Genomic DNA, 20,044 nt, shown 5'->3' with positions numbered 1-20,044 from the left:
ATTCTTTATCGTCCAGATGCCGATATTTCAAGTAGAAAACTGTACATTTGAAATAGAATACATATGAACCAAAAAAGAACGATCAGCACCAAAGTAAAGAGATACAGAGACGATTCATCCAACAGATCAAGGGGGAACACTTTTACCAATGAACAGTTTGTTTATGCGGATCTTTTTATTTTTTTCCTGTCTGATGCTGGCCGCGGGTGCGGTTCTTGGCATTACGATGTACCGTTCATCGGCTCAACTGGTCGAGCAATCCATGGGGATGCAGGCACAGGCTGTAGCCGAACGGGCAGCACAGTCCATCGACACCTCCCTGTATGCACCACTAAGCACGGGACAAGACGAAACGGACTATTATGGTACATTACGCGAACAGCTTAGCCAACTTCGTGAGGCCAACGGGTTGAAGTATCTGTACACGCTCGGTAAACGGCAAGAGAACGGGGCCACATCGTACTATTATGTTGTAGATGGCGCGGCTTCGGATGTGGTAGAGGATGACTTCTCGCCATACGGTTCTCCTGAAGAGAACCATTATGAAGGCATGTTGCAGGCTTTTGAGCAAAATGAACCTGTACGAGGTGATCTGACCCAAGATGAATACGGGGCAACCATTACAGCTTATGTACCTATTCATGGAGCCAATGGGGAACTACTTGGTCTGGTTGGTGCTGACTTGGACTCCACCGCTGTCTATGAACTAATGACACGGAATCGGATGACGATGATCTGGACAGCCCTCTCCATCGTGCTGCTCAGTGTTTTGTTGGTGTATGGATTCGCCCACTACTTGACCCGTCCATTGGTGAAGCTGAAGAAGTTGATTACCGAAGTGGGAAAAGGCGACCTGACCGTCAACGTCGAACTTGGACGAAAGGATGAGGTCGGACAGCTCGCTTCCGAATTCAAACATCTGGTCACAGGTACCCGCGATGTCATGACAGGCATTCGTCAAAGCTCCGATTCTCTGCTACAGGCTGCAGAAGGAGTATCGAAACATTCACAAGCGACTGCGGATGCCAGCCAGCGTATTGCTGAGCATACCAATCATACGGCCAGTGGGGCTGCTGAACAGGTGGCTCGTGCGGGCGAAGTTACAGTAGCCATGGAAGAGATTACGCGCAGCATGCAGCACATTGCGAATTCTTCCTCCATGGTCGCCGATGTCTCGCAGGAAACGACCAATAACGCGGTGCAAGGTCAAGCCAACATCAACACAGCAATGGACAGTATGGACAAAATTCATCAGGCGAATGTGCAGATGGTGGCCTCCACCTCCCAACTGGAGCAGTATTCCGATAAAATTGAGTCAGTGGCACATCTAATGAAAGGTATCGCTTCACAGACCAATCTGCTTGCACTTAATGCAAGTATTGAAGCCGCTCGTGCAGGAGAGTATGGCAGCGGGTTTGCGGTGGTTGCCTCAGAGGTTCGCAAGCTTGCGGGGGAATCGGAGCAGTCTTCCCAGCATGTAACCGAACTGATCGCCGAGATGACACGCCAGACTGCCCTGTTGTCAGAACATATGTCTGCCAGCACATCAGCAGTTCAATCCGGTCTCGCTGTTGTTCAGGAGGCAGGCCGTTCGTTCACATCCATTCATACCGGGATTGAGACGATGAATGAACGTCTGCATGAAGTATCCGCAGCATCCGAGCAACTGTCTGCCAGTGCAGAAGAAGTGTCCGCTTCCGTGGAGGACATGGAGCATATCTCGCGTGAATCCTCTTCGAGTATCCAGAAGGTGTCACATGCTACCGGAAGCCAGCTGCAATCCATGGATGAGATGAGTGCATCCGCAGAGTCTCTGCGGGTATTGTCCAGTGAGCTGAACGGATTGATTAGTCGATTTAAAATATAGCGGGCAGCTTAGATTGTTATATAGATTGAACTAAAGAATATTCACACTTGCCACTTCGATGACAGAACAACCTTCCGATCGCTGTTATCCTCAGATTTTTTGATTCAATTTTACAATGGTGAAAATCTGAGGATAAAGGCGAAGTATATGCTTACGAAGTAGCTTTCTTGCAGAAAGCTTTTAGCTTCGCTTCTCCAGCTTTTTTCTGCCCTCTACGTTCTCGTGTAAATTGATTAGTTCAATCTATATGAATCAGCCCACAACAAAAAAAGCCGCACGGCAGGGACGGGATCATGGGTTCAACCCCATTTCCGGACACTGCCTGCGGCTTTATTTTTGTTGTACCTTTAAGGATGGCAAGCCCAGAGGCTGCCTGAATTAGTAGCGCTGCGGAGCAGCTTTTTTACCCAAATCCGTCATGTACGTAAAGAACGCTTCCGGATCGGTATCATACACCAGTTGTACTGGACGTCCGTCTGCTTGCTCCACCGTGCGGCCCTGGCTAGGACCATCCGGGATGACAATACAGTTTACGGTTTTCTTCTTCACGATGTCCTCGCGTCCAACGGAAGCCGTTGTCAGCACATCCCACAGATAGTATGTGGAATTTGTCTCACTGTACACCAGTGGCGGACAACCTGCGTAACAGTTACCCAAGAAGTCAACGCCTTCGAAGCGACGCTCTGCTGCCCAGCGGTTACGAACGGCTGGAGTCAGAGGTACTTTGTTCGTGCTTTCAAGTGCAACCAGATCGATCTGGATGCCGCTCTGCCATACACGGTAAGCCGCTTCCGGGTCCCAGAATACGTTCCATTCAGCTGTGCCGTCATGCTCAGGCTCTTCTACGTTACCACGCTCGAATGTGCCACCCATCCATACCAGCTTGTCGATTTTCTCTTCAATGTCTGGTGCTTCGTCCAGTGCACGCGCAAGGTCAGTCAGTGGGCCTGTGAACAGGAGCAACGTTTTGCCTTCGGTATTGCGCACTTTCTCGATCAGATGCTGGTGTGCTGGAACGGCAGAGAGTGGCGCTTCCATTTTGCCGGATTCGTTCAGTACAGGAAGTGCATCTACATAGAAGGAGTGCAGTCTCCACGCCGCAGGAAATGGATTTTTCCCTCTGGAGTTGGATTTGGATACCTCTACGGAATATGTACCGAAACGATCGATGATTTTGCGGCTGGCATCTGTTGCTGGCTCCAGATATCCGTCTGCCGGTATAACCGATACCCCGGTTACATTTACATTGTCCATTTGCAGAAGCATGAACAGCGATACGAGGTCATCCACGCCGCCGTCATGGTTAAAATACACATTAAGTTGGTTCGTCATGATTGCTTTCATCCTTCCCCTGGTTGTCCCGTTGTTGTTGATTCATCCGTCTGCCCTAGGCCGACGCTTCCTCTATTATGTCCCAAAACACTTGGCTACGTAAACCTTCCCCATACAAAGAAAACAAGGATCACACCTCATCCTGCGGATATTTTACAGTTCCACCATTCCATCTCAGGAGGACACACCTTTCTACTCTCATGGCTATAAAAATAAAGAAATGGACAGCAGGCTTGAAGCCCCGCCGTCCATCTCACCCCATCCATGCATTACATGGACTGGTTCTGTCTCTCTTCATTCTTCTCTGCAATTGGAACATACTTGCCTGGCCAGAAAGCCCATTTGCCTAGCAGTGTTGTGATCGCTGGCACCATGAATGGACGAACCAGGAAGGTGTCCAGCATGACACCTACAGCCGTAATAATCCCGAACTGCACCAACACCTGAATTGGCAATGTAGCAAGTACGGCAAATGTCCCTGCCAGAATCAGACCTGCAGATGTAATAACAGAGCTTGTCTCGCCAACACCTTCTCTAATCGCTTGACGGAGCGGCATCGTTTTGCGTTTCTGCCAGATGCTAGAGATCATGAAGATGTTGTAGTCCTCACCCAGTGCCACGAGGAATACGAAGGAATACAGCGGAATCGCTCCCTGAATGGCATCTGCGCCAAGTCCGTAGTGAATAATGATCCAACCCAGACCCAGTGCAGAGAAATACGACAGAACGACCGTTGCAATCAGATACGCCGTGGCTACAACTGAACGCAAGTATAATAGTAGTAACAAGGTAATCATGCCGATGACGACCGGAATAATGATCTTGGCATCCCGTTCTCCGGCGACTTCAATATCATACTGTTCAGCCGTCTGACCATCGAGCCAGACATTACTGTCCGCATTGGTTACTCCGGCATCTTGAAGCGTCTGTTCCGCAATAGCTCGCAGATCCGGGATATGCTGCATTGCCTCCATGGAATATGGATTCAGATTGAACTCCACATCAAAGGCGGTAATGTTGGCATTCTCGGCACCCTGTTGAGCATCGCCTACTTTGCTAATGTAATCCAGCGATTCGAGACGTTGCTTCAGATCAGTTTCTTTGCCTTCGGCATCCACGATCACTTTGACAGGAGCCAGCTCACCTTGAGAGAATTGTTCGCCGATGACGGTGAAACCTTCGCGGGAAGGCACATCCTCTGGGAATGAAGACAACAGATCGTAGGTGAATTTCACCTGAGTAGAGAACGCCGCCAGTCCTCCCAGCAATACCAACGTAATTGCAAGAACGGTCCATGGCTTCGTTACTACAACACGGCCAATCCAGCTTTCCTTCACTTTGCGCGGGGCAGGAGCTGGTTTTCCTTTTTTCTTCGCACGTTCCACTTCCATCTCATGGGTACGCGGTACGAACGGGTAGAATGAACCCCGACCGAAGATTGCGAGAAGCGCTGGAACCAGCGTCAGACTTGCAATAAACATAATAAAGATGGACAGACTGAATGGTACGGCAAAGCGATGATATGCACCATATTCAGCCAGCAACAGCACCAGTAGTGCTGCAACGACCGTGAATCCACTCATGGCAATGGCGCCAGATGATCCGGTAATTGCCTGGAAGATGGCTTTCTTTTTATCCGGCTCATGATAGAGAATTTGGCGGTATCTGGAGATCATGAACAGACAGTAATCCGTTCCTGCTCCAAATAACAATACGGTCATGATCGAGATCGACTGTGCGTCCACCGTGATCCAGCCCTGATCCGCCATGAATCCGAGAATGGGGCTTGTCACCATATACGCGAATCCAACGGCAATGATCGGGATAATCGCCAATACCGGCGAACGATAGATCAACAACAGTAGGACTAATACCAGTACAACGGTAGCGATCAGCAAGGATACATCGGCGGAAGAGAACAGTCCGCTTGCGTCAATGGATATCCCTACTGGCCCTGTCACACGGGCAACCAATGTATTGGTATCATCTATAGTTACATCGAACGGGTTCGCCACGAAGATGTCTTGTGTTTTTTGCTCAAGCGCTTCAATACCTTCCTTCAATTGTTCCGAATCGGCACCTTCATTGAAGAAAAGTGGCATAACCAACGTGCTTCCGTCTTCCGAAAGCTGGCCTTTCAATGCCTGTGGTGGCAATTGATAGAGTGGCACAACGGACTGCTGTTGCTCTACCGGATCTTGATCCAGTCGCTCCGTTAATGCCTGAATGTTCTGAATCTGCTCATCCGTCAGACCGCCGGCTTGACGCCATACGATCAGCGCGGGCAATCCTTCACCGCCAGGAAATTCCTTCTCAGCAAGTGCAGCTGCCTGAACCGATGGTTTGGATTCACTCAGATCCTGCGCGTTATTGGTTTCACGATCACCTACAGCAGGCCATACCATACCAAGCACAACCGCGATAATGATCCATACCAACAGTGTAATCCATTTGCTTCGTTTGCCGGCAACCCAGCGGCCATAACCCGAACCTTCCTGCATTGTCTCTTCATCTCCCTATTCTGTTTCTATGAAGCCCTATTTATGTGATGTTGTAGTAATGAACCACGGGTCATAGTATAATCGAGTTAATTATATATACCGGAAGGTTAATTATGCAATCCCTATTTTTGTGAACACGTCTAACAAGCAATCAAATACGTAAAGAGGTATGTACCCATGAGCAAAAAAACAAACATTCCCCGTTCACCGGGTAGACCCAAAGCAGGTGTGGATCAAGCCTCTGTGCAATCCAACATATTGATGACCGCGTCACGTCTGTTTATGGAATACGGGTATGAGCCCGTCTCTCTCCAGCAGATTGCTTCACTATGCAATGTAACCAAAGCATCAATCTATTATCACTTCTCCAGCAAAGCAGATCTGTTCACCGTTGCCATCACCCGCATGATGGCGATGGGCATGCAGCAGACTTCGCTCCGTCTGGATGAACCTGGTACGTTGCAAGAACGACTGGTTAAGGTTGCCGAAGCCAAGATGCAGCATTCCCATATTGAAACGGAGACCATGATGCGAGAAGCCGAGAAACATCTGGATACGGAGCAACTCGCTCAGATTCGGGAAGCAGAGGTTCGCATATTCGAAGTACTAGCCACCCATTTTCAGAAGGAGATGTATAATGGTTATTTGCGGGTCGGGAACCCTATGCTGCTTGCCCATGCATTTACGTCACTGCTGATGCTCGCGAACCGCGAAGATGTACGCAACATGAATGGCGGCAGCATTGAGGAACTTGCGCAGGAACTGGTGGCCCTGTTTCTGGATGGAGCGGTTAAGCGGAACTAAAATATATAGCTGTATCTCAAGAGCAGTTATGCCAAAAACCATCGGGCGATGTAATGAACACACCTACCGATGGTTTATTGGTTGAAATCTAATCATGATTATAGGACTCTGCTCCTGAAAGTTTTGAATTGATCCTGTAATTACTTACCTGTTACTTAATCGACAGTGATATAAATAGATATATTAGGGCCATCACTACTATTCTGCGTATAGAATTTACCTTCACCCGTTGGTCTTCCGTTTTTAAACATGCCCACATAGACTAACTTACCGTTTAAGTACCCTTTACCTTTGCCGGTAATAGCTCCATTTTTAGCCTGCCCATCATAGATGATTACACCATCTTCGTACAATTTAATTTTGCCAGAATACGTGGGTACTCCTTTATCAAATGCACCAACATAGGCAATTTCTCCATATTGATATGCTTTACCTTGTCCCTGTGGCAATCCATTCTTAAACGTACCCTGATAGAACATTTCACCATATTCTGTATACCACTTACCTTGACCATGAAACGAACCATTCAAAAAATCGCCCTTATATTTAACCGTTCCATCTGGATAATATTCGGTACCCTTACCTGAAGGAAGCCATGTTTCCTTATCCACCTTACCAACATAATTAAACTTTCCATTTGGGTAATAAGTCTTTCCCTGTCCATTAGAAATATCCGAGTACAGCTTCCCATCAGAGTTATACCTTTTTCCTTCATGAGGCATTCCCGCTACAAACTTACCTTCAAAGCTCTTCTTCCCATTTGGAAAGTAGGATATTCCTTTACCATTAGGAACACCATTTTTGACTTCTCCCACATATCTGTGTTTCTCACCAGAAAGAGTAATATAGATTTCTTTTTTCGCTGCTGAGACCTGTCCAGGTGAAGTAAACAGCGGTGTAACCAAAATTAAAAAAACAGTAAACCACTTCAAACAATTCTCTAACTTTCGCATTTCGTTAAATCCCCATTTCTATTCTTATAAAATCTATCGGCCTGCTAAGGTAAACTGATACGTCTCTTTAAGACTATGAATGTCTGGTATACTACAACGCAACTATGTATACAGTGCAGCAAATCAAAATATGTAATTCGAGCAGAGTAATACGAATCTTCAAACTAGGTTTCTCTTCGACTTAGCAAGCACGACAATACTTATATCGACCATTATAGCTACAAGCATGAGAAAATATGGTAAAGTGTTGTTAATTATCTATTTCCCGTTGATTAATACGATACATAACATGAATAACACTAGCCTTGAACCTATAGGAGGAAACAACTTATATCACCACCAAAACCATCACCCCGCACCCCCCGTCTGCTGGAAACGTCGCGCATATATCTGCGTCCTTTCGAGATTACAGATGTGGATGCTTATTACCCTGGACTGTTTGATGCCGAAATGCGCAGGCTGACGGGTACACAGACCAGTTTCACACGCACTCAGGTTGAACGTTACGTTGAGAATGCAGCACAGGATGACTCCAGATTGATGCTACTGATTGCTTTGCAGGAAGATGACCAGATCATCGGAGATGTCGTCCTGATGGATATGCATGCCAAGAATCGCAGTGCACATATTCGGGTTGCCATCGATCAGGCGGAGCAGCAAGGAAAAGGCTACGGTAGCGAGGCGTTACTGCTTATACTGGACTACGGCTTCGGCATCTGTAACTTGCATCGAATTGAGCTTGAGGTGTACGCCTTCAACGAGCGAGCCATTCGCACGTATGAGAAGCTTGGATTCCAGCGCGAGGGTGTGAAGCGGGATGTCTTGTTCTACAATCACCAATATCATGATGCCATTCAGATGAGCATACTGGAGGATGAGTTCAGACAACGTCATATGAAAGATCAGACAGGGAATGATTGAGTTTCCGATCAGCTAAAATCAAACTAAAAAACCGGGGGATTTAATAACCCTCGCCGGTTAGAAACTTCAGATGACCCGTCAGCACCGACAGCTCAGCGGGTGTCTTCATGTACAATTCGCCATCCGTGTCAGCTGACATCGGCGCATCGGTCTTTACTTTTAAAGTAGATGCCTTGAAGTAGGAAATGCTCTCACTCTGAGGTTGCCATTCTCCCTCCGGCTTGTGCGATAGTATCTCTCGCAGTAGCGGGATGCCTGTCTCATGAATAATGAGCACGTCTAGTTCCCCATCCTGCAACGCATTCGGTGCAAAGGGCAGGGCATTTGTTCCCAGAAAACGGCCGTTGGCTGCGTAGATCATCACCGCTTCGCCTTCCATCTCTTTCCCATCCGCCTCCAATCGATAACGAAACGGTTCCGTATGACTGATGGTCTGCAACGTGCTGATAAAATAACTGAGCTTGCCCAGCGCGCTTTTCAAATTCTCGTTAATATTCTGCGATGCATCACTGATCAAGCCAATACCGAAAAAATTCGTGAACACCCGATCATTAGCTCGTCCAACATCAATGGATACCACCCGACCTGCAAGCATTTCTTGTGCAGCAGTCTCTGCATCCGGTGAAAGGCCGAGCGAACGTGCAAAATCATTACAGGTACCTCCAGGCAATACACCAATCAACGGAGGATGTTGCAGATCAGCCAGTCCATTCACGCATTCATGCACCGTGCCATCCCCACCCAGGATAAATACCACATCGAATTGTTCCCCGCGCTCACGACACAGCTTCTCTCCCTCACCCGGTTCATCCGTGCGCACAATGACGAGATCGCGAACAGCAGGAGCAAGCACACCAGCCACAAGACCCACTGTATTCTCACGATTAGCCTTGCCCGAATGATGATGATGAATTAACAACGCTTTGTTAAATTCCATCCTTCTCTTCCTCCATTCCAATGCTTGTTACCCTTTACCCACAAAGGTTGAAGCCGTAAACAAACCTGCGCTAAGCACTCATCATGATTCCAGAATAGGTTTCCCAATTAAGTATGCATCCTAATCGGCATTCATTCGTAATAGTATGCATGAGAAAAAGGTTTCTCCACACCTTATGTGATAAGGTTGCAAATTTTGCTGGTGAGAACCCATTCAAAATGAGTCAAAACGGTTATATCTATACCATATACGAATGGAGGGATTCCCTATGATTCCGGCAACGTTGGAACAATTGGAGCAAGTTCGCAAGGAATGCCGTACCATGGTTCGCAAAAGAGCTACCGCTTCCGCCGGTACAACACTCGTTCCACTGCCCGGTACAGACGTACTGGCTGATGTGGGGATGCTGATGCAGCTGTTGCCTGCCATTAACAATAAATTTGGATTATCGCAAAAACAGCTGGACGGCATGGACCCCGAGACCAAATCCATGATCTATGGATTCGTGATGTCCATCGGAAGCAAAGTCATCGGGCGTATGATTACCAAGGAATTGGTGGTACAGGTTCTGAAAAGAGTCGGCGTACGCGTCGCCACCAAATCAGTCGCTAAATTTGTTCCCTTTGCAGGACAAGGATTGGCTGCCGCACTCAGCTTTACAGCCATGCGCTATGTGGGTAACAAACATGTGGATGACTGTTATGAAGTCGTCAAACGCATGATTGAGCAGCGCGAATTGATCCTCGGTGAACCCGCTCCATCTGCACTGGAGGAAGCTAATGGCGACGACACGAAGATAGAAGTGAAGTCGATCTCTAGCAACGGTACAGATGAACCTGCCAAGGAATCTAAGGATCAGTAAATAAATAATTCATATCTCAGCGTCAATCCTCTGGAGATACGACAAATAGCCGGGAACCCCTACTAGGGTGCTCCCGGCTATTCTTGTTAGTTACTTCTGTATCAGATCGCCTGTGGTTGTTGCTCCGTAAATTGACTATTGTACAGGTCCGCATAGAAGCCCTGACTTGCCATCAATTCTTCATGATTGCCCTGTTCAATTACGTTACCATGATCCATAACCAGAATCAGATCGGCGCCGCGAATAGTGGACAAACGGTGTGCAATGACAAAGCTCGTGCGATCCTTCATCAGATCATTCATCGCTTTCTGGATAAATACTTCGGTCCGTGTATCCACGCTACTCGTCGCTTCATCCAGAATGAGGATGGCTGGGTTCGCCAGAATCGCTCTTGCAATCGTCAGCAACTGTTTCTGCCCTTGAGAGATGTTTGATGCCTCTTCATTCAGCACCGTATCATAACCATCAGGCAGTGTACGAATAAAGTGATCCGCATGTGCCGCCACGGCTGCTTTGATGACTTCCTCTTCCGTAGAACCTTCTCGACCATAGGCGATGTTGTCCCGAATCGTTCCGTTGAACAACCAGGTATCTTGAAGCACCATGCCGAACAGGCTGCGCAGTTTGCCACGCTCCATATCCTTAATGTCGGCACCATCAATCGTAATCTGACCATCCTGAATTTCGTAGAAACGCATTAACAGGTTGATCAAGGTGGTTTTACCGGCTCCCGTTGGTCCAACAATGGCTACCGTCTGTCCCGGTTTCACATCAATGTTCATGTTATGAATGAGCAGTTCATTTTCTTTATATCCAAAATTAACACCTTGGAACGTAACCGCACCTTTAGGCTGTTGTAATTGCACGGGTTGTTTGGACTCTGGAACTTCTTCCTCTTCATCCAGCAACTCGAATACTCGTTCTGCCGAAGCAATCGTTGATTGAATGATATTGGAGATATTTGCAATCTGGTTAATCGGTTGTGTGAATTGACGGGAATACTGTGTGAAGGCCAGAATATCCCCGATAGAGATCGATCCGCGTGTAACAAAAATCCCACCAACCACACAGATCAGCACATAACCCAAGTTACCCACAAAACTCATGAGCGGCATAATAATACCGGAGATAAACTGGGCTTTCCAGCCGGATTCATACAGCTCTTCATTGACCTTCTCGAATTGCTGTACGGATTGTTCTTCGCGTCCAAATGCTTTGACGACCTTGTGCCCCGTGTACATCTCTTCGACATGACCATTCAGTTCCCCAAGGGATTTCTGTTGACTCGCAAAGTGTTTTTGCGAACGGGATGCGACCAGCATGACAACAACCACACTGAGTGGCAGCGTCAAAATCGTGATCAAGGTCATCCATGGACTAATCGTCAGCATCATGATAATTACGCCGACAATCGTGACGATAGACGTAATGAACTGTGCCAAACTTTGCTGAAGTGTATTACTGATATTGTCCACGTCATTCGTGGCACGGCTAAGCGTCTCCCCAGTCGTGCGGGAATCAAAATATTTCAAAGGAAGGCGTCCGACCTTCGCACTGATCTGCTCACGCATGTCATACACAACACGCTGGGCCACACCGGCCATCAGGTATTGCTGAACATACATAAATGCAGCACTGAACAGATAGAGTCCGCCAAGCAGGTATAATACTTTCATCAATGCAGGAAAATCAATCCCGGCCCCCTGTACACCCTGAAGGATGGCAATGGCGCCTTGGCTGAGAATATCTGTTCCCTCTGCCATGATCTTTGGACTGATGATACTGAATACGGTACTCAGAATGGCTGCGACCAGCACACCCAATAGGCGAGAACTGTGGGGCTGGAGATAACGAATCAAGCGCCGCAGTGTGCCCTTGAAATCCTTCGCTTTCTCAGCGGGAGGCCGCATACCCATTCCGCCTCCAGGGTGACCCGGCCCACCAGGGGGACGAGACGACTTGCGCTCTGTACGTTCACTCATGCGATCTCCTCCTCTGTCAGCTGGGAGGATACAATCTCGCGATACACTTCATTGTGCTCCAGCAGCTCTTTATGTGTTCCTGAACCGACAATTCGGCCCTCATCCATGACCAGAATACGATCAGCATCCATTACTGTACTTACGCGCTGGGCAACAATCAGCACAGCCGCTTCTGTCGTTTGGGTCTTCAGTGCAGCACGAAGTTTAGCATCCGTTTTGAAATCGAGGGCAGAGAAACTGTCATCAAAGATATAAACTTCTGGACGGCGAACAAGTGCGCGAGCGATAGACAGACGTTGCTTTTGTCCACCAGACACGTTGTTACCACCTTGCGCGATCAGGCTGTCATATCCATCTTTCATCTCGGTAATGAAGTTCTCCGCCTGAGCTGTACGGGCCGCATGAACAACTTCATCCATTGTGGCATCTTCTTTCCCGTGACGAATATTCTCCGTAATCGTACCCGTGAAGAGGACTGCCTTTTGTGGTACAAAGCCAATTTTGGCACGCAGATCTTCCTGCCGAATTTCACGCACATCCGTACCATTTACCCGAACACTGCCTTCGGTCACATCATAAAATCGTGGAATAAGACTGAGCAATGTCGATTTCCCGGAACCCGTACCGCCAATGATGGCTGTTGTCTCACCTGAGCGAGCTGTGAAAGATATATCGGACAAAGCTGGATTCTCTGCGCCCGGATAACGGAAGGTTACATGTTCGAACTCAATCATACCCTGCATCGATTTCATGCCACTCGGCTGCTCGGGATTGCTAAGATCCGGCTGCATATCTAGCACTTCGTTGATCCGTTCTGCCGATGCTGAAGCTCTTGGAATCATGACAAAGATCATGGAAACCATAATCAGTGAGAACATGATTTGCATTGCATACTGGATGAAGGCAATCAACGCACCGATGTTCATATTGCCGCTGTCGATCCGCATTCCACCAAAATAAAGGATGGCAATCATCGAAAAGTTCATAACTAGCATCATAACAGGCATAATAGTCGCCATGAGCACATTGACCTTGATCGAAGCGTCCCGCAGTTCCGTATTGGCCCCATTGAAACGTACACGCTCATGCTTACCGCGGTTAAAGGAACGAACGACCCGAATCCCTGTTAATTGCTCCCGCAGCACCAGATTGAGTCGGTCCAGCTTTTTCTGAATGGTTTTGAACAAAGGTAAACCTTTGGCACCAATTAGCGCAATGGCTCCACCCAGTACAGGAAGTACAACCAGGAAGACCGTGGATAATTTGGCGTCCTGAGATACCGCCATGAAGATACCCCCGATGCACATGAGCGGAGCCATAATCATCATGCGCAGCATCATGGTAAGTACGTTCTGTACCTGCGTAATGTCATTCGTTGTACGCGTAATCAGTGAAGCAGTACCCATCTTATCGAACTCTTGGAGCGAGAAGTTCTCCACATGACGGAATACTCTGCTACGCAGTTGTTTGGCAAATCCACCCGCTGTGCGGGATGAGAGGTAACTGGCAATTACCGAACATGCTGTTCCGCCGATCGCAATGACGAGCATCCAACCGCCAATCTGCCAGATATAAGGGATATCTCCTTTAATAATGCCATCATTCACGATGTCTGCCATTAGCGTAGGCAGATAAAGTTCAGCCAAAGACTGTAACATGATCAGACCCAGAATGAAGAAGATGGGTATTTTGTAAGGCTTCAACATGCGAAACAGTTTCATCATGGCGTATCATCTCCTTGTGTCGAATCATCCTTATGCAGGGAAGGCAGTGTATCAAAAAAGGTATATACCTTCGTCAATAGCTCAGCAAGCTGAGTGCTGTCTTCTTCCCCCAGGTGTTTAACGAGTTTGTTAAATATCTCCATGCGCTCTTCATGAGCAGCCCGAATGATCTCACGGCCTGCTTCAGTAATCGTGATGCGGACAGCACGTCGATCCTCCGGGTCCATCGTCCGCTTGACCAACCCCTCATCTTCAAGACCCCGAATAACCGGTGTAATGGTTGGGGACTTCACTCGTAGCAAGGCGCTGATTTCCGAGACTTTCATCCCGGGATGATTAGATTGGATCGTGTCATTGAAATCAGGCGGGTTATCCTGCCAATTCAATCGTTCTCCCGGATGCATCCCGTGGAGTAAACAACCGAGCACCATAATTTCATTGTGATTGCGCCCATGAGGTTTATGTTGCCTCCATTTGCCTTTATTAAACTGCATGATGGAGTATAAAAGCTTTTGAGCGACCGGATCTATACCACCAGTCATAATGGTTTCCTCCTTCTTTCATTATCATTCCATAGACATCCAACATCATAGGACATCTATTAAATAGCATTACAATTAATTAGGTGTACTAAGTATATTCTCGAAAGAAGCCAATGTCAAACATCTAAAAATAACCAATATACCCCCATAACAAGAGCTTACATGCGCTTGTTATGGGGGTTGTCATTTTGCCGTCATTGGAGCCCGTTGTACTTATTATGTGCAATGCCCTGAATCCAAACTACAAAAAAAGCTCCCATTCTATACTCCGGTGGATGAAGACCCAGATATATAATGGGAGCTTTTTATTACCATGGAAAAGAAGAAAAAAAGCTAGCTCTGTTATTGCATAACTTACATGATTAGGTGCACTTGTTGAGCATCAAGATTGTGAAGCAGAGACCGTTTTAAGCACTGAGGCAAACGGGAAATATTCTTTCGCATTGTTGTAGGCAATGCCCTGTACGATCTGTCCGAGCAGCTCCATATCCTGCGGTGCCTCGCCCTGTTCAGCCCATTCACCAATGAGATTGCAGACCAGACGACGGAAATACTCATGCCGGGTATAGGACAGAAAGCTGCGTGAATCGGTCAACATGCCGACAAATCGGCTGAGCAGACCAACATTCGCCAGTGCCTTCATCTGAGCGAGCATGCCGTCCTTCGTATCATTGAACCACCATGCTGCACCAAGCTGGATTTTGCCAGGAATACCCCCGCCTTGGAAGCTGCCGATAATTGCTGCCAACACTTCATTATCGCGTGGATTCAGGGAATAGAGAATTGTTTTGGGTAACGCATGCTGCTGCTCCAACGCATCGAGTAAACCAATCATCGCTGACGACAACGGTGTATCATTCACGGCATCATAACCGGTATCCGGCCCAAGCTTAGCCAACATGCGTGTGTTGTTGTTACGTGCTGCATTGATGTGGAACTGCATCACCCAGCCTCGCTCTGCATACAGTTTGCCAAGGAACGTCAGCGTTACCGTCTTGTATTTGTCCTCTTCTTCACGAGTTACTTTCTGGCCTGCAAGTGCCTTTGCAAAAATCGCAGCCGCTTCTTCTCGCGTAGCCACACCGTAAGGAACATAATCAAGTGCATGGTCAGAGACTCTGCCGCCTACGGAATGGAAGAATTCTACCCGGGACTCCAGCGCAGCAAGGAAGGATTCATAATCGGAAATCGCGGTTCCGGATGCCTGTGACAGCTTGCCCACCCATTCGGTGAAGGTATCGCGGTTCAACTCCAGCCCTTTATCCGGACGGAAGGATGGCAATACGGCAGTATCAAAGCCTTCGATCTCCTGAATCTTCAGATGATACTCCAGAGAATCGGTAGGATCATCGGTTGTGCATACAACAGTGACATTGGATTTGGTAATCAGATCACGTGCACCGAATCCGTCACTGTTCAGTTTGGCATTTACTTTTTCCCAAATGGCTGGTGCGCTCGTCTCATTTAATACTTCGTAGACGCCAAAATAACGCTGTAATTCCAGATGAGACCACGCGTAAAGTGGATTACCAATCATCATGGGTACCGTTTTGGCGTAAGCCAGAAAACGATCGTAATCGGTCACTCCTTCGCCGCCGGTCACATATTGCTCTTCAATTCCGTTCGCGCGCATGAGCCGCCATTTGTAGTGATCACCGTATAACCAGGCCTCTGTAAGATTGCCGAAGGTTTTGTTCTCGTAGATCTCCTGAGGACTGAGGTGGCAATGATAGTCAATAATCGGCATGTCTTTCGCATAATCCTCATATAACTTGACCGCCGTTTCATTGTGCAGCAAAAATTGTTCATCCAGAAAAGATTTCATTCGCCTCGCACGCTCCCTTTAGGTGAGTTTACGTTCATATGGGTTCACTTCCCACCTTTACGCTACACTGTTTGTCACCAAAGTTCAATATAAAATGATAACGTTATCAAAAAAGGTTGATTTAGGCATATATTCGCGAACAAGGTATACTGGATTTAACGCAAGGATGCTGATCTGAAGATCACACAAGGAGATTGAATGAAAATTACTTTTCTCGGCACAGGAGATATGTTCAGCGTGGAACAGCATCACAATAGTATGCTGGCTGAATTCGGAGAGACGCATCTGGTCATTGATTTTCCAGAATCTAATGCAAAAGCACTCAAGGAATATGGATTCGCCATGACAGATATTCAAAATGTGTTCATTACCCACCTGCATGAGGATCATATTAATGGTGTACAGATGCTGGGTTATTACGCACAGATCGTAGGCGACCGCAAACCCCGTCTGTTCATCCACGAACAATTGGTAGAGCCACTCTGGAACATTCTATCTCCGGGCATGCGCTACACAACGGATGGTGAGCGTACCATGAGCGATTACTACGATGTCGTTCCACTGCCAGATGGAGGCACATTTGAACTGGGCGGCGTGACGTTTGAGACGTTTCGAACGCAGCATGTTCCCGGTATGGTAAGCAATGGGCTGCTCGCCAAGCCTTACTTCTATTACAGTGCAGACAGTACACTCGACCAGGAACGGGTGGAACAAGCTGCCGCTGATGTGCAGCTGATTTTCCATGAATGTCATATGCATGATCTGGTGATCAAATCCCATACTTCATTAAAGGAACTGGAGCAGTTACCCGCGGAAGTGAGACGGAAAACCGTACTGATGCATTATCATGATGAATACGCGGATGCGGACAACCGGGAACAGTTCAACCGCGAGCATGATCTACGGATGGTTGGCACGCTGGAATCATTTGAACTGGAGTGAGTTCAATTGAATGTGGGATACGATGAATCAGTATTCTGAAAGGTAATAATTTTACTATCTCAAATAGATAACTAGCAGCGTCTACTCAGATTCCTCTGATGGAAGTGGTGGGCGTTGCTTTTTCCTATTTTTCTTTCTCCCATGACTTCATATACTCAATCGTTCTCAGAGACGGCTCGGCCTGAACATGAAAATAATCTTCTGTTCGCTGATCATTCGGCCCATAGGAAATTTTGATATACATATCTGCAAAACGCTTTATACCATTGCTGTCGATCTCTACCTTCGACTTCAAAATATAATTCCTGCCCAAACTCAATCCAAGCGGTTCCTTATCTGGCTCCAGACTTATCTCGTATGTATTGCTCACATTGGAATGAAATAGCTCTCCGGCATCGATTCGATTCATCATAATTGGATCGAGGGTGAAGGACTGAATGACATTAACCATGGGAACTCGAGCCTCATTCACCAAAATATCATAAGAAATCCGATCAACTCCGGATTCATGACTCACATCCACTGTTGCAGTCAAAGTATACTCATCCGGCGTATTCTTCCGAAAGGACTCAGGTCTCTTCGTAACCCGCTCATTCAAATCTCTTCGCTCCGAATTTTGCGTATACTCATCAGTTCGCTTCGGTTCACCCGCCGGCCCCTGGTTTGCTCCCAAACTGCAAGCCCCCAGACACATGGCTATTACAAATAGATACACCACCAACGGGAAGAAATGGTTCATCTTTCTTTTGGGGCTCATGCCATCCCTCCTCCTTCTCAGATTCTCTATCATGAATATTTGGCTCATTAGTTTCTCTTTTTTGGTTTTTTATTGATCCATATTTGGATTATTGTACCATGTATTAAGATGTGAAACCGAACTATTTCTTTCTCATTTCATGCTTTTAATTACAGCAGTGATTCTTTTACATGTGGTGAGCCTTAACCCTCGTTAAGCTAACGAATCTGAGAGACCTTATTCGGGTTAAATTCAAGGTTTCAATATTCTAACGAATCTCAGACGCGCTAATCTGCTGATGTTGCTCCAATTGGCGCTAGTTCAATCGTTTTTGGGAGTCATAAGGTTACTGAGATTCGTTAGAATTCCCATACCGCCAATTCAGTGGAAATAAGGTGTGCTAGGTTCGTTAGGATTGAGTTTAGATGTACATAGAAATGCAAAAAACCACCTGAACACAGGCCTGCTAGCCCTCCTGTTCAGGTGGTTCAACGATCTATATACTTTTTTCATAGCATAGCGATCTGATTATCTTTTCTTATATTGCCTAGCACTATGCCATTACTCAGCTTCAGCGCAGTCCTCATCCTGCTCCGGAAGAGCCCATACGGAGACGCCTCCACCGCATACATGGAAGGTAGCCCAGCCGTCTTCCTCAATGGTAATCTGGTCCTCACAGCTGTACGTCAGATCTACCCAGACTTCACCAGCACGGTGCTCACCGATGAACATTCTCTTCTCACCGTCATCCCCATTAGAGATAACCACCGCACAACCTGAGCCTTCGATTTCCTCTACACCACGACGTACCCAGCCAATTGTATTCGCGTGATCGAAGTAATCTTCCTGCTCTCCATAGGCCTTGTTGCAACGGGCAGACAGCAGAATGTCCAGAATTTCTTTTTTGCCATCCACAGGTTCAGGTCCACCAATACCATAATAATCCCCGTAAAATACAACCGGATAACCATCGCGACGTAATAGCGTCAACGCATAAGCACTCGGCTTAAACCAATCTCCAATCCATGATTCTAATGCTTCATGGGGTTGTGAGTCATGGTTATCTACAAAGGTTACCGCATGGGTAGGATGTGTCTGAACCAAGGTGTCATCAAAAATTTTGGATAGATCGAAGTCTCTGCCGGCAAGAGAAGCCTCATGCAACTTGTAGTGGAGAGACACATCGAACAGATCGATCTGATAGTCTACCGTATCAAGGAACTCACGACATGCATCCAGGTTCGAGTTCCAGAACTCACCTACGATGTAGAAATCCTGACCACGTTTGCGGATCATCTCTGCTGCAAATTCCTTAATGAATTCATGGTTGATATGCTTGATGGCATCCAGCCTGAACCCACCGCATTGGAGAGTATCGATCAGCCATTTCCCCCACTCGACCATCTCGTGCCGGACATCCGGGTGGTTATAATCTATATTGGCAAACATCAGATAATCGTAGTTTCCGAACTCATCATCGACATTCTGATTCCAGTTCTTGTTCTCACCTGCGATGCGGAATACACCGCTCCGTTCTCCCTTGGCATCAAAGTCCGTACCATTGAAATGTTCGGAGTTCCACTTAAAGGAGGAGTATTGATCCCCGCGCCCTGGGAATGTGAATTTGGTCCAACCCTCAATTTCGAACGGCTCGGAGATTTCCTTCGTTCGATCATTGGGATCAACCTCAATCACTTTGAACACTTCCGTCTCATCTGCTCCGGCTTTGTGATTCATGACCAGATCCACATAGACGGCGATTCCGTTCTTCTGACACTCGGCAATGGCCTCCACCAGTTCCTGCTTGGTGCCATATTTGGTGCGCACGGTACCCTTTTGATCAAATTCGCCCAGATCGTACAGATCATATACACCATAACCTGTATCTTCTGCAGACACTGCCTTGGTTACGGGAGGTACCCATACCGAGTCAATGCCTTTGGCTTTCAGTTCCGGGGCCATTTCAGCCAGTCGCTTCCAATGATCTCCGTCTGCAGCCAGGTGCCATTCAAAAAACTGCATCATGGTATGATTTCTCTTCATTATAACCGACCTCCTTGATTGCTTTCGAAGCGGACCGCGGAACGGATAGGGTATTCGCCGTTGTTCGTTCGTT

15 protein-coding genes are annotated in these 20,044 nt (G+C 47.3%); 5 read left to right on the top strand and 10 right to left on the bottom strand.

Translation table 11 applies throughout. The features are described from left to right. Positions 1-148: 148 nt before the first annotated feature. On the top strand, positions 149-1,867 hold the full coding sequence (locus OM416_RS20800) for a methyl-accepting chemotaxis protein (RefSeq protein ID WP_264932660.1): 1,719 nt from the start codon (positions 149-151) through the stop codon (positions 1,865-1,867). Positions 1,868-2,245: 378 nt separating this feature from the next. Here OM416_RS20800 and OM416_RS20795 read toward each other — a convergent pair whose 3' ends face one another. Further along, complete coding sequence (locus OM416_RS20795; protein ID WP_264932659.1) at positions 2,246-3,199, bottom strand: nucleoside hydrolase; 954 nt, start codon at positions 3,197-3,199, stop codon at positions 2,246-2,248. 269 nt (positions 3,200-3,468) lie between these two features. After that, positions 3,469-5,700, bottom strand: coding sequence for an MMPL family transporter (locus OM416_RS20790; protein ID WP_264932658.1), 2,232 nt, complete (start codon positions 5,698-5,700; stop codon positions 3,469-3,471). Between the two features lie 177 nt (positions 5,701-5,877). Between OM416_RS20790 and OM416_RS20785 the strand changes: the two genes are divergently transcribed. Then, positions 5,878-6,504, top strand: a complete 627-nt coding sequence (locus OM416_RS20785; protein ID WP_264932657.1) for a TetR/AcrR family transcriptional regulator — start codon at positions 5,878-5,880, stop codon at positions 6,502-6,504. Positions 6,505-6,659: 155 nt separating this feature from the next. On the opposite strand, the gene OM416_RS20780 is transcribed toward OM416_RS20785, so the two are convergent. Then, a complete protein-coding gene (locus OM416_RS20780; protein WP_264932656.1) occupies positions 6,660-7,457 on the bottom strand; it encodes a hypothetical protein in 798 nt (265 codons plus the stop codon). Positions 7,458-7,787: 330 nt separating this feature from the next. Here OM416_RS20780 and OM416_RS20775 point away from each other — a divergent pair, with 330 nt between their 5' ends. After that, positions 7,788-8,378, top strand: coding sequence for a GNAT family N-acetyltransferase (locus tag OM416_RS20775; RefSeq protein WP_264932869.1), 591 nt, complete (start codon positions 7,788-7,790; stop codon positions 8,376-8,378). Positions 8,379-8,418: 40 nt separating this feature from the next. On the opposite strand, the gene OM416_RS20770 is transcribed toward OM416_RS20775, so the two are convergent. Beyond that, on the bottom strand, positions 8,419-9,315 hold the full coding sequence (locus OM416_RS20770) for a diacylglycerol/lipid kinase family protein (RefSeq protein ID WP_264932655.1): 897 nt from the start codon (positions 9,313-9,315) through the stop codon (positions 8,419-8,421). Between the two features lie 268 nt (positions 9,316-9,583). Here OM416_RS20770 and OM416_RS20765 point away from each other — a divergent pair, with 268 nt between their 5' ends. After that, positions 9,584-10,177, top strand: coding sequence for a YcjF family protein (locus tag OM416_RS20765; RefSeq protein ID WP_264932654.1), 594 nt, complete (start codon positions 9,584-9,586; stop codon positions 10,175-10,177). A 101-nt stretch (positions 10,178-10,278) separates the two neighbouring features. On the opposite strand, the gene OM416_RS20760 is transcribed toward OM416_RS20765, so the two are convergent. The 4 genes from OM416_RS20760 to uxaC form a co-directional block, all read right to left on the bottom strand. Further along, a complete protein-coding gene (locus OM416_RS20760) occupies positions 10,279-12,159 on the bottom strand; it encodes an ABC transporter ATP-binding protein (protein WP_264932653.1) in 1,881 nt (626 codons plus the stop codon). Continuing rightward, positions 12,156-13,883: an ABC transporter ATP-binding protein gene (locus OM416_RS20755; RefSeq protein ID WP_264932652.1), complete on the bottom strand. Its 1,728-nt coding sequence runs from the start codon at positions 13,881-13,883 to the stop codon at positions 12,156-12,158. The genes OM416_RS20760 and OM416_RS20755 overlap by 4 nt, the downstream gene beginning before the upstream one ends. Next, positions 13,880-14,425 (bottom strand): MarR family winged helix-turn-helix transcriptional regulator, encoded by a 546-nt coding sequence (locus OM416_RS20750; protein ID WP_264932651.1) that lies wholly within the window; start codon positions 14,423-14,425, stop codon positions 13,880-13,882. Before OM416_RS20750 ends, OM416_RS20755 begins: the two co-directional genes overlap by 4 nt. Before the next feature lie 382 nt (positions 14,426-14,807). Then, the gene (gene uxaC, locus OM416_RS20745; RefSeq protein ID WP_264932650.1) at positions 14,808-16,250 is read right to left on the bottom strand and encodes a glucuronate isomerase; all 1,443 of its coding nucleotides are present in this window, start codon (positions 16,248-16,250) and stop codon (positions 14,808-14,810) included. Positions 16,251-16,448: 198 nt separating this feature from the next. Here uxaC and OM416_RS20740 point away from each other — a divergent pair, with 198 nt between their 5' ends. Continuing rightward, positions 16,449-17,192 (top strand): MBL fold metallo-hydrolase, encoded by a 744-nt coding sequence (locus tag OM416_RS20740; protein ID WP_264932649.1) that lies wholly within the window; start codon positions 16,449-16,451, stop codon positions 17,190-17,192. Between the two features lie 124 nt (positions 17,193-17,316). Here the strand turns inward: OM416_RS20740 and OM416_RS20735 are convergent, their stop codons facing one another. Beyond that, positions 17,317-17,949, bottom strand: coding sequence for a hypothetical protein (locus OM416_RS20735; RefSeq protein ID WP_264932648.1), 633 nt, complete (start codon positions 17,947-17,949; stop codon positions 17,317-17,319). A gap of 540 nt (positions 17,950-18,489) precedes the next feature. Beyond that, positions 18,490-19,971 carry an alpha-amylase gene (locus tag OM416_RS20730; RefSeq protein ID WP_264932647.1) on the bottom strand — a complete coding sequence of 494 codons (1,482 nt, stop codon included), beginning with the start codon at positions 19,969-19,971 and terminating at the stop codon, positions 18,490-18,492. Between the last annotated feature and the right edge of the window lie 73 nt (positions 19,972-20,044).

Source organism: Paenibacillus sp. LS1 (assembly GCF_026013365.1).
GTDB lineage: Bacteria > Bacillota > Bacilli > Paenibacillales > Paenibacillaceae > Paenibacillus.
The sequence above is the reverse complement of the archived record's forward strand: the minus strand, read 5'-3'. Positions and strand labels throughout refer to the sequence as shown.

What these genes read in the sequence shown, in the direction of transcription:
- OM416_RS20735 (WP_264932648.1), bottom strand. Translation starts at nt 17,949, where the DNA reads ATGAGCCCCAAAAGAAAGATGAACCATTTCTTCCCGTTGGTGGTGTAT.
- OM416_RS20770 (WP_264932655.1), bottom strand. Translation starts at nt 9,315, where the DNA reads ATGGAATTTAACAAAGCGTTGTTAATTCATCATCATCATTCGGGCAAG.
- OM416_RS20780 (WP_264932656.1), bottom strand. Translation starts at nt 7,457, where the DNA reads ATGCGAAAGTTAGAGAATTGTTTGAAGTGGTTTACTGTTTTTTTAATT.
- OM416_RS20755 (WP_264932652.1), bottom strand. Translation starts at nt 13,883, where the DNA reads ATGATGAAACTGTTTCGCATGTTGAAGCCTTACAAAATACCCATCTTC.
- OM416_RS20785 (WP_264932657.1), top strand. Translation starts at nt 5,878, where the DNA reads ATGAGCAAAAAAACAAACATTCCCCGTTCACCGGGTAGACCCAAAGCA.
- OM416_RS20800 (WP_264932660.1), top strand. Translation starts at nt 149, where the DNA reads ATGAACAGTTTGTTTATGCGGATCTTTTTATTTTTTTCCTGTCTGATG.
- OM416_RS20790 (WP_264932658.1), bottom strand. Translation starts at nt 5,700, where the DNA reads ATGCAGGAAGGTTCGGGTTATGGCCGCTGGGTTGCCGGCAAACGAAGC.
- OM416_RS20730 (WP_264932647.1), bottom strand. Translation starts at nt 19,971, where the DNA reads ATGAAGAGAAATCATACCATGATGCAGTTTTTTGAATGGCACCTGGCT.
- OM416_RS20760 (WP_264932653.1), bottom strand. Translation starts at nt 12,159, where the DNA reads ATGAGTGAACGTACAGAGCGCAAGTCGTCTCGTCCCCCTGGTGGGCCG.
- OM416_RS20750 (WP_264932651.1), bottom strand. Translation starts at nt 14,425, where the DNA reads ATGACTGGTGGTATAGATCCGGTCGCTCAAAAGCTTTTATACTCCATC.
- OM416_RS20765 (WP_264932654.1), top strand. Translation starts at nt 9,584, where the DNA reads ATGATTCCGGCAACGTTGGAACAATTGGAGCAAGTTCGCAAGGAATGC.
- OM416_RS20795 (WP_264932659.1), bottom strand. Translation starts at nt 3,199, where the DNA reads ATGACGAACCAACTTAATGTGTATTTTAACCATGACGGCGGCGTGGAT.
- OM416_RS20740 (WP_264932649.1), top strand. Translation starts at nt 16,449, where the DNA reads ATGAAAATTACTTTTCTCGGCACAGGAGATATGTTCAGCGTGGAACAG.
- uxaC (WP_264932650.1), bottom strand. Translation starts at nt 16,250, where the DNA reads ATGAAATCTTTTCTGGATGAACAATTTTTGCTGCACAATGAAACGGCG.